This is a genomic window from Kineococcus rhizosphaerae, assembly GCF_003002055.1.
GTDB classification, from domain to species: Bacteria; Actinomycetota; Actinomycetes; order Actinomycetales; family Kineococcaceae; genus Kineococcus; species Kineococcus rhizosphaerae.
In genome coordinates this window covers 1-8,834 of the sequence record NZ_PVZF01000037.1, presented here as the reverse complement: position 1 = coordinate 8,834, position 8,834 = coordinate 1, and the positions used below count along the sequence as shown (strand labels likewise).

The 8,834-nt window shown below is 68.9% G+C and carries 11 protein-coding genes; 9 read left to right on the top strand and 2 right to left on the bottom strand.

The window, feature by feature from the left end; translation table 11 throughout:
• Positions 1–609: 609 nt before the first annotated feature.
• Positions 610–1,032: a hypothetical protein gene (locus tag CLV37_RS27275; RefSeq protein WP_146149626.1), complete on the bottom strand. Its 423-nt coding sequence runs from the start codon at positions 1,030–1,032 to the stop codon at positions 610–612.
• A gap of 137 nt (positions 1,033–1,169) precedes the next feature.
• Between CLV37_RS27275 and CLV37_RS26415 the strand changes: the two genes are divergently transcribed.
• From CLV37_RS26415 to CLV37_RS26380, 7 genes are all read left to right on the top strand, one after another.
• On the top strand, positions 1,170–1,646 hold the full coding sequence (locus tag CLV37_RS26415; protein ID WP_106215722.1) for a hypothetical protein: 477 nt from the start codon (positions 1,170–1,172) through the stop codon (positions 1,644–1,646).
• Positions 1,647–1,960: 314 nt separating this feature from the next.
• Positions 1,961–2,548: a 3'-5' exonuclease family protein gene (locus tag CLV37_RS26410; RefSeq protein ID WP_146149625.1), complete on the top strand. Its 588-nt coding sequence runs from the start codon at positions 1,961–1,963 to the stop codon at positions 2,546–2,548.
• A 179-nt stretch (positions 2,549–2,727) separates the two neighbouring features.
• Positions 2,728–2,997, top strand: coding sequence for a hypothetical protein (locus CLV37_RS26405; RefSeq protein WP_106215720.1), 270 nt, complete (start codon positions 2,728–2,730; stop codon positions 2,995–2,997).
• 302 nt (positions 2,998–3,299) lie between these two features.
• Positions 3,300–3,551, top strand: a complete 252-nt coding sequence (locus CLV37_RS26400; protein WP_106215719.1) for a hypothetical protein — start codon at positions 3,300–3,302, stop codon at positions 3,549–3,551.
• 241 nt (positions 3,552–3,792) lie between these two features.
• Positions 3,793–4,614 carry a hypothetical protein gene (locus CLV37_RS26390; protein WP_146149624.1) on the top strand — a complete coding sequence of 274 codons (822 nt, stop codon included), beginning with the start codon at positions 3,793–3,795 and terminating at the stop codon, positions 4,612–4,614.
• Between the two features lie 93 nt (positions 4,615–4,707).
• Entirely contained in the window at positions 4,708–5,358 is a 651-nt protein-coding gene (locus CLV37_RS26385) for a hypothetical protein (protein ID WP_106215716.1), read from the top strand.
• Between the two features lie 122 nt (positions 5,359–5,480).
• Positions 5,481–6,878, top strand: a complete 1,398-nt coding sequence (locus CLV37_RS26380) for a hypothetical protein (protein ID WP_106215715.1) — start codon at positions 5,481–5,483, stop codon at positions 6,876–6,878.
• A gap of 154 nt (positions 6,879–7,032) precedes the next feature.
• Here the strand turns inward: CLV37_RS26380 and CLV37_RS26375 are convergent, their stop codons facing one another.
• Positions 7,033–8,130, bottom strand: coding sequence for a hypothetical protein (locus CLV37_RS26375; RefSeq protein ID WP_106215714.1), 1,098 nt, complete (start codon positions 8,128–8,130; stop codon positions 7,033–7,035).
• Positions 8,131–8,531: 401 nt separating this feature from the next.
• On the opposite strand from CLV37_RS26375, the gene CLV37_RS27950 reads away from it, so the two are divergent.
• Both CLV37_RS27950 and CLV37_RS29155 read left to right on the top strand, forming a co-directional pair.
• Positions 8,532–8,684, top strand: a complete 153-nt coding sequence (locus CLV37_RS27950; protein ID WP_170127533.1) for a hypothetical protein — start codon at positions 8,532–8,534, stop codon at positions 8,682–8,684.
• 9 nt (positions 8,685–8,693) lie between these two features.
• Positions 8,694–8,834, top strand: a 141-nt coding sequence (locus CLV37_RS29155) for a transposase (protein ID WP_146149480.1), incomplete at its 3' end; no start/stop codon positions are given.

Genomic DNA, 8,834 nt, shown 5'->3' with positions numbered 1-8,834 from the left:
GTTGGCGAGTGCGGCGGTCGCCATGGTTGAGATTGCCTACACGCGGATGATGCTGCGCCGGTTGACCAGGCCGGCGCAGCCCTCACCGCACATCTGAAACAGTCACTGAGACCGTCACCCCCCTTCCGGCCCTGCCTCCGGGCACCACGCTGACCGTCTCCACCCACGAGGCCCACCTCGACGGTTCCCCCCAGCCGGTAGGCACCTCACTCACCGCGGTCCTGCCCGCCAGCGGTCACGCCTTCCTGGTCATCGACTGCACCGGACCCACCACCAGCACCATCGTCGTCCACCACCGCGACCAGCGGACGTGGTTACCCGCGGCCGTCGTCGACGGCGCGAACCACGCGGACGGTCCCTGCCGGCCCGACGGGAAGCGACAGGGGTACGCCCTGAACGGCGCGCCCGCGGAGGTCGTCACCTTCGACGTCACCGGCGACCCCGTGACCGCCTACCGCGTCGTCGTCTCCGACACCTGCCCGTGCCACGGGAGCACCCTTACCGTCGGCGGCAGCTGAACTACCTGCTCCAGCTCAACACCAGGACGTCACGGTCATGCCGCGATCCGGTCCTGTACTCGCGGCTGCCCAAGATACGTAGGACAGGCCCTCAGTCGTTGTGCCGGCGCTGGGACGCTGAGGACCACCAGCGCCGCCACCAGGGGCGGTCGTCACCGAACAGCGTCCGCTCCAGCGCAGCCACTTCCTGCGCGTCGGGGGTGTGCTTCTCCCACAGCTCCAAGCTCGCCTCGAGCGCTCGACGATGTCCACCCCGACCATCACCGCACAGGACGATGTCGCCGGAGGCAGCTCCTCGAGCCAGGTGACGGTAGGCCTTGGGACGCTCAGGGTCGTTCGCCACCGCCAGCAGGCGTGCAGTGATCTCGTCATGGGAGGCAGGCGCGCCCGCGAGGGTGTCACACCCCTCAGGCTTGCAACAACGGCTCACCGAGTCATGCGCGCCTGTCCAACGAGTACGAGCCGGCTTCAGCGCACTCTGGTCGCGCACCTCGCCGTAAGCGGCCACGGCCACGCGTTCATCGTCCAGCGCCGGTGCACTCAGCACCGGGCTTCGACGGCCCCGCAGCTCTTGCACTTATCGTCTGCGGGTGTTAGTGTTTGTCTATCGGGGACGGAAGCGACCGCCCCGGCCACCTGAGAGGACAGACCATGACCGTCGAAACCTCAACGCACCAGGCATCCGACGCGCCGAGCACCCAGGAGCCCAACGCCTCGCCCCAGCCTCCCGCGGACCTCACCACCGCTGAACTGCGCGCGCAGATCGAGCAGCTGCAGCAGCAGAACACCCAGCTTCGCGTGCAGGAGGAGAACCTTCGCCAGAACGTCCGCGCCGTGGCGCAGCGCTACGCGCGCGCCAACAACTGGTGCAGCGAAGTGAACAACGCGCTCGACGAGATCGGCATCCCCTACGCCACGACGGTGACCTTCGATGCGGTGATCCGCGTCAACATGCAGGCCGACCTCATCACCTCCGACGAGGGCGACCTTCCCTCCTTCCTGCAGAACAGCCTGGAGGTCTGCGGCGTGGACTACGAAGACGTGCGTCTGCGCCTGGACAGCGACGACTGGCGCGACATCAACATCGAGGACGCGACCCTGGAACGGATCGAGAACATCACCGTCTGAGCAGGGTAGGTGGGGTGGTAGATGAGACCACCCCACCTCACGGCCTAAGCGCCGCAGCTCACCCGGGCCTGCCCCGCGAGCAGGCTCTAGACCAGTGCGCAAGTAGCCCAACTCATCGAGAGGGGCCACCGCATCCGGCGACGTTGCCCGACGGAGTCGAAGCGTCACCGACCGCCACTGGAGTGCAGAATCTGGACCGGGCGCGAAGGGCCTCCGGCGCGTCGGTCGTGAGTACTTTCACCGCGTGTCGGACGTGAGTGCGAGACTGGGTTTCTACGATGGTTCCTAAGCCTCTGGAGGATCGAATGCTTCACGTGCCGACCGGTGGCGGTTTCGTCCTGGTTCTTGACCTGGAGGACTCCGGTAACGCCGACGTACGCGAGACCGGTGCGTCACTACTGGAGGTGGGAGGGATTCTCTGCCGAGACGACACGGACCTCACCCCCATCGACGCGATCTCGCTCCTCGTCTGTCCCGTTCATCCCGGCGAGACCTGGTCGACGATGGTGCCTGTGGTCTGTGAAATGCACACCAAGTCGGGTTTGTGGGTCGAGGCGGTGCGGGACGGCGCACCGGTCGAGGACATCGACCAGCGGCTCGCTGCCTGGCTGGACCACCGCACCGGCGGCTGCACCGACGTCGTGCTTGCAGGATCTGGCGTGTCTCACCACGATCAGCCATGGCTGCGCGCGCACCTGCCGGCCACGAACACTCGTCTTCGGTTCGGGACGTTGGATGCTGCTGTGATCCGTCGGGGCTTGCAGTTCGCTCGACGCAACGACCTCGTGGACCTCGAGCGCGACCTTCACGCTAAGCCCCACCGCGCCCTCGCGGACGCGGAGTTGCACCGCGCCGAACTCGTCGGCTACCTGCGGATGCTCTCGCGCATCCCTGCGGCCTGAGCATCGGCTGCCGAACCCGCGTCAAGGGACTTTCTACCGATCGTAAGCGACCAGCTGACACAGATAGTCTGCGGGTGTTAGTATTAGTGCAGTAGGGGACACACAGCGAGTGCCCCGCCCATCACCCTCGAGGTACCCACACCATGACGAACGTACCCGCCACCTCGTCTCAGACCGAAGTGGCCGAACCCACCCTCACGCTGTCGCTGCGCATCGAGAACTACTACGTGGACGATGGCGACGAGGTCGTCACGGACATCCGCAACATCACCGTGCCCGCCCCCAACACCGATGACGAGAACGCCGACGCCTACCACGACTGGGCGGAAGCGGTCATCCGGCCCCTGACCGGCACCGGGCGCACCGCAGGACACGCGACCTACGACGCACAGGTCACAGCCTGCGACGACCCCGCCATGCTCAACCGCCGCTTCAGCTTCGGGTACTGACCCACCTGGACCGCCGCTCAGGCCGCGCCGCCCGCCGCGGTCGCGGCTGGTGCACGCAGGCTCACGCGACCTGGGCATGTCGCCCACGGCACCTCGGAGCCGACAACGAGCCACAACGGGACACCCAGTGCTCGCCACGGCGACGTGGAGGACGCCCCGACGGGATTGGCCTTCGGGCCTGTCACATTCGGGCCCCGCAGCGGCTCTTGCCGGTAGGTCCTGCTCCCGCAGCCGACCAGACAGATCCACCGACCCGCACGCTCGCACACCCGGCACCACACCCGCGCAAGGGAGACCACATCGTGAACCGCAACACCTCGAACCGCAGCAGCCTCCTCATCTGGTCCTTCAACACCGCCGGCGCCCTCACGCTGCTGGCCTACCAGCTCTGGGTCGCCCACACCGAGCCCGGCGCCCTCTTCGTGTTCTGGAGCGTCGTCGGCGCGCTGGTCGGCATCGGTCTGCCGATCGTCGCTCTGGCGCTCGCCGGGCGCAGGCTCCTGCGCCACCAGCGCGTCGCGAAGGCCGCCGGTCACCCCATCCGGGAGTCCTGAGGGAACGTCGGACGGACGCGGCGGCTGTGACGTCGGCGCCCGGCTGCAGCTCGCACGACGGGTCCTGCCCCACTGCTCAGATCCAGAACAGACACCGGCACTGCCCTCAACCACCCCTGAGGAGCGTCATGACCAGGCTCGCAGGACCGCATGTCCTCGTCCGCAACCCCACGACCGCTGCCGCCGTCGGCGGCCGCCTCGAGGTTGTCCTCGCTCACAGCGACACGAAGCAGTGGCTCACGTGGAGACCCGCCTGCGACCCCCACCTGCTCGTGGCTGCCCGCGCGGCGCCGGCGGCACGAACGCCCTTCGTACCGCCATCCTCGGCTGGGCTGCTCATGGTGGGGCCGCCTACGTCATCGACCCCGTCCATCGGCGCCTGGAAAGCCTGCGCGGGTGGCCCAACGTTCACGCCGTCGCCGGTCAGCACGACGCACGATCAGCCACCCTCATCCTGCAGACGCTGCACGAGGAGTTCGAGCGGCGCTGCCGACACTTGCGAGACAGGACGGTGAACGGTGGCGACCTGCCACCCACCCTCCTCGCCATCGACGACTACGCCGACTTCTATGCCCTCTGGAAGCCAGCAGAGAAAGCCGACCCGTCTGGCCTGGTCAACGAGGACGGGGCGCACGGTGGGGTACAGGGTGAGGCGCGGCCCCGGCGCCCCGAGGCAAGTGGGCAGATGCACCCGCTACAGATCCTTGGGGTCCTGCTGCGGGAGGGACGGTGCGCGAACATCCACGTTGCGCTGCGCAGCACCAGCTGCCGACGTCGCGAAACGATGCTGGCGGGGTACCAGCGGTTATGGGTCGGCGCAGCCAACTTCCAGGAGTCCTACGTGATGTGGGACAGCATCATCGCCTCCGAAATCAGCTCCCACGTCCGCGGCCGGGGGATCTGTTCCGACATCCACGGCCAGCCCGCCAAGGCCCAGGTGGTCTGGACCCCAGACCCTGGCGACCCGAACCTCACCAGCGAGGACCGTCTGCAACTGCAGGCTCTGCGCTCGCCCTTGCCGTCATCTGCGCCATCGACCCTGCAGCTGGCTCTGGTCGACTGACAGGCAGCACGCGAGGCAGCTGCCCGACGTGTCGGCCTCGCCCACCACCGGCTGACCAACCCCACCCCACCCGGCCCGTAGGAGCTCTCGATCGTGAACATCTTCGTCGTCCTCGTGTTGAGCATCGGCTTCCTCGTGGTCTTGTCCTGCGGCGTCGGGACGCTCGCACTGGGTGCGAAGCTGTGCAGCGGCCGCCGCGGCCACCGGCGCACCTCCGAACGCGCTGTAGGCCTGGTGTTCATGGTTTTCGGCCTGGCGCTGATCCTGTTCGCCATCACGCTTCTCAACGACACCGGGTGGCTGTACAGACTCGCCTTCCTCACCCTGTTCACCGGGTTCGGTCTGTGGCTTCTCACAGCCAGCTTGTACGTCCGTGAGCATCGGGCCGCGCGGCTTCGCGATCTCGAGCTGGGCCTACCCGTCACGGGCCGGTTAAGGCATCCCGGGTGGATTGCACTGACCTGGTTCACCGTGGACGTGGTGGTGTCCGTGGGGGGTTTGGTCGCACCGGCGGCCCTGAGCGACGAGCTCGTCCAGCAGGGCCTGTTGTCCCCGGCCGGCGCGGCGCACCTGCAGACCGTTGCGCCAACGCTCGTGCTCGGAGTCTGCGCTGCAACCGTCGTGGGTGGCACCGCGCACGTCGTGCTCCAGATGGTTCACCGGCACCACGAGGCCAAGCTCGTGGCGCGCACGCAGTCCGCGACGTCCTCCACCGACAGCCCTGTGCAACCGCCACGTGACTGATGCCGAACCGCGCGCCCACCTCGGGCGAACACACCGCCTCTCCTTCAACAACGCTCGACACCCCACCTCCAGCCCCTGACTCGTTCGCCATCTCGATCGCCTTGACACCAGGAGACCTTGCGATGACCTCCACCTCCACCTCAGCCGTTGCCGTCTCCGGCTGCAGCGTCGCGGACCTTCGCGCGGCCTCGAGCATCTTGGCCCGTGGCGTGGCCCGGCGAGCGCCGCGCGAAGGGATCGCCTGCGAGCTGGCGGACGGCAGGCTTCATCTGCGCGCTCACGACGGCTCCGTCGACGTCCGGGTGAGCCTGCCCATGGGCACAGGCGCCACGGACACCCAGGGCACGACGCTCGGCGCAGATGCACCCGAAGTGGATGCGGTGCGTTGCGTCGTGGGGATGAGGCGGCTGAAGTCCGCCGTCGCCGAGCTGGCGGCTGGCGGTGAGGGCGGCTCGCGCGGTCGCCGCTGCGGCGGCGAGAACCGCGTGCTCGCGCAGGTCGGTGAGAACCACCTCGTCCTGGCCGCTGGCAACGTCGCAGAGCGCGTCCCTGCCCAGACCGTGGACCAGCTCTACGGCGAAGTGCCCAGTGGTGCTCCCTGCGAGGTCATCGGCGAAGCGAGCAGCAGCCGCGGCGCGGAGCGAGGGGATGGGCTACGGGAAGTGCTCACCATGCCCGCCGGCGACCTGGCCGTGCACCTGCGTGCGCTGGCGGTCACCACTACGACGACGACGGCCGTAGTGGATGCCTCGATGCGGCCGATGCCGCTGTACGGCATCAACATCGTCCTTCCCGACGACGCGCCGATCTACCTGGCCTCCACTGATGCTCACCGCTACACGCGGTGGCAGAGCACGTTCTCCTGGCTGCATGCCGCGACCAACATCGTCGTCCCCGCTGACGACCTCACCGCCGCGACCCGGGTCCTGAGCCGCGTGGACCGCACCGCACCCCTCACCCTGTCCATCGCCTCGGGGCGCGTACAGCTCAGGGCTTCTCTGGCCAGGGTTGCGCCCGACGCCGGCAGTGCACACCGCGCGGCGGGCGGCGGCTTGACGGCGAGCATCACCATCGCCGCCGCCTCCTCGCGCGACTTCCCCCATCTGCGCCTGGAGAGCGTCACCGGCCCGCGCTGCGTCAGCCTCGCGCGCAGCTGCGCCGCTCGGTTGAGCCGGCTGGCTCGCGAGGCAGTTGCGCGCGGCGGCGCGGAGGCGCGAATCGTGCTGCGCCACGACCGCGGCATCCTGACGGTCCTCGACAGCGCTGGCGTCGAGCTGGGACAGGTCCCCGTCACCACTAACGCCACCAACACTGCCAGCGGTTCAGGTGCCTGGGAGGTGACCTTCGCCGCCAGCTACCTGGCTCAGACCCTGACCACCTTGCACGGTCCGGTCACGATGACCAGCGCTGCACCATCGGACGGCGGCGACGCTCGCCTGCTGGCCTGGGCGTTCAGCAGTACCGACGCTCTGAGCGTTGTCCTCGCTCCGGTCTCCCCCGCAGTGCGCCACCAGCCCTGAGCCAGCCTTGAACCGCCAGCGTTCTGCCCGGCCGCCCGACCGCGCTGTGGACCTAGCTGGATCTTCAGCCGTTCGCTGAATCCGCTCGCTGGCCCTACCCGCGCCGTTTGGTCCTGCGCCATCCCGCCCTGCGCAGTCCCGGTCCGGTAGCCGGTCAGACGGTGGGGTACCAGGATCCCAGGTCTCGACGCGACGCGGTGATGCCTAGCGTGAAGGCGTAGTCGTGCGCGAGGTCGTCGACGACGTCGGCGATCTCGACGCGAGCTAGCAGGTGCTGGGGAAGAGCCTCGATGCCGTAGGCCGCGCCGACCAGGGCCCCGACCACGGGCAGCACCGCGCCCGGTCGCGGTGCCAGAGCTCCGATGTGGAAGGCGTCGAGCATGTTCGAGCCCGCCGGCGGAGCCATCGCCGCCAGCAAGCCACCGCGCACCGCGGCCTCGGCGGTGCTGGTCGCAGGAAGCTGCGCGAAGGCACCGGTACCGGGACCGAGCTGGAACCAGGCGCTGAGTACCTCGTGCAGGATGCCGCCGCCGTCGCTGCCCACGCCGTCAGTCGCCACGCCGTCCGATCCGGCGATGTCCGCTCCCATCGCCACGGCCAGTCGAACCCCCTCCGAGACGCTGCCGGTCAGCCACGCTGCGGCCGCGACGCGGGCGAGGAGCTCGGCCAGGTCAGCAGCCGCGGGCGCATGGGTCTGCGCGGCCACGGTGCGGCCCTCACCGAACCACCTTCGCCCTTCGGGACGAGCTGCGGCGGCCGCGAACGGCAGGGTCCGGATGAGGGCGTGCGCGCCGAGGCTTCCAGCCGGGGGGAGGGCGCTGCCGCTGCCCAGTCGCTGGGTGAGGGCGGCGGCGGTGGCCGGCGCTGAGCCCCGGCGCTGCGTGAGCGCCTCCACGCGACTGAGCCAGTTGTCGTACTGAGGTGCGGAGTACGGGGACGCATCGGGGTCCTCGGCCACGGGCAGGCCCTGCAGGCGTCCCCACCGTCGCAGGGAGAACCAGGACAGCACCGCCCGCTTGGTCGGCACGCCCCGGTCGTGCTCGCGCATGGGAGCGCGGATGAGGGCATCGACGCTGAAGCACGCCAGCTGGCTGGCCACACCGATCCGCAGAGGCCCCTCCCCCTCGAGGCGGCTGCCACCACGCCGAGCACCAGACCGGCCAGCAGATGGGCCCACGGCGACGGCGTAGGCGTCCCCCAGCACCAGGCCTGCCAACAGCCCACGGATCTTGGACAGGTCGTCGAGGCTCATGCGGACGCACCGCCGCGCTTACAGGACCACGTCACAGGCCGGACGGTCACCGGCACCGCACGCCCGTCGCGGTCGCCTCGCAGGTCGAGTTCAGACACCGCGACATCCTCCAATCGCACCGTGCGCGCGGACCTGCCGGGTCGGTCCTCGCCTCGTACAGGCCAGGTCTAGGCGGCGGAACTCGCCATCAGCAGCGCCGCCTGTCTGGGCACGTCGATGCGAGCCGCCCACGGGTCGTTACCCCATTCGTGGAGGCATTTTCAGACGCTCTGAGCACGAACAACACCCGGTACACGCTGCAGATACCAACCGGGTGATGCGACCTGGCCAGCCCACCTCGACGTCCTGCATCGTCTGTCGAGTCCCGCCTGGACGACACACCACCGACCGAGGAGCCAGCCATGTTCGAGAACGACAACGACCTGTTCCGCGACCTCATCGCCAAGACGCCCCAGGAGCGGGCCCGCTGGTTCGCGCGGCAACTGCAGGACCTCATCAACTTCGAGTGCGGCAACCCCATGCTCGAAGGCATGCCCGAATGGGAAGCTAAGTGACTGTTTCAGATGTGGGTCTTGGTAGGGCATGCTGCTGAGGTGGCTGGCGATCGTGAGGCGTATCCCTCTGACCTCAGCGATGCGGAGTGGGAGCTCATCGAGCCGCTGCTACCCAAGCAGGGCCGGATGGGTAGACCGCGCCAAGACCTG

Bases quoted from the DNA above. Each gene is read 5' to 3' on its own strand.
- CLV37_RS26415 (WP_106215722.1), top strand. From the start codon at position 1,170: ATGACCGTCGAAACCTCAACGCACCAGGCATCCGACGCGCCGAGCACC.
- CLV37_RS26380 (WP_106215715.1), top strand. From the start codon at position 5,481: ATGACCTCCACCTCCACCTCAGCCGTTGCCGTCTCCGGCTGCAGCGTC.
- CLV37_RS26375 (WP_106215714.1), bottom strand. From the start codon at position 8,130: ATGAGCCTCGACGACCTGTCCAAGATCCGTGGGCTGTTGGCAGGCCTG.
- CLV37_RS27950 (WP_170127533.1), top strand. From the start codon at position 8,532: ATGTTCGAGAACGACAACGACCTGTTCCGCGACCTCATCGCCAAGACG.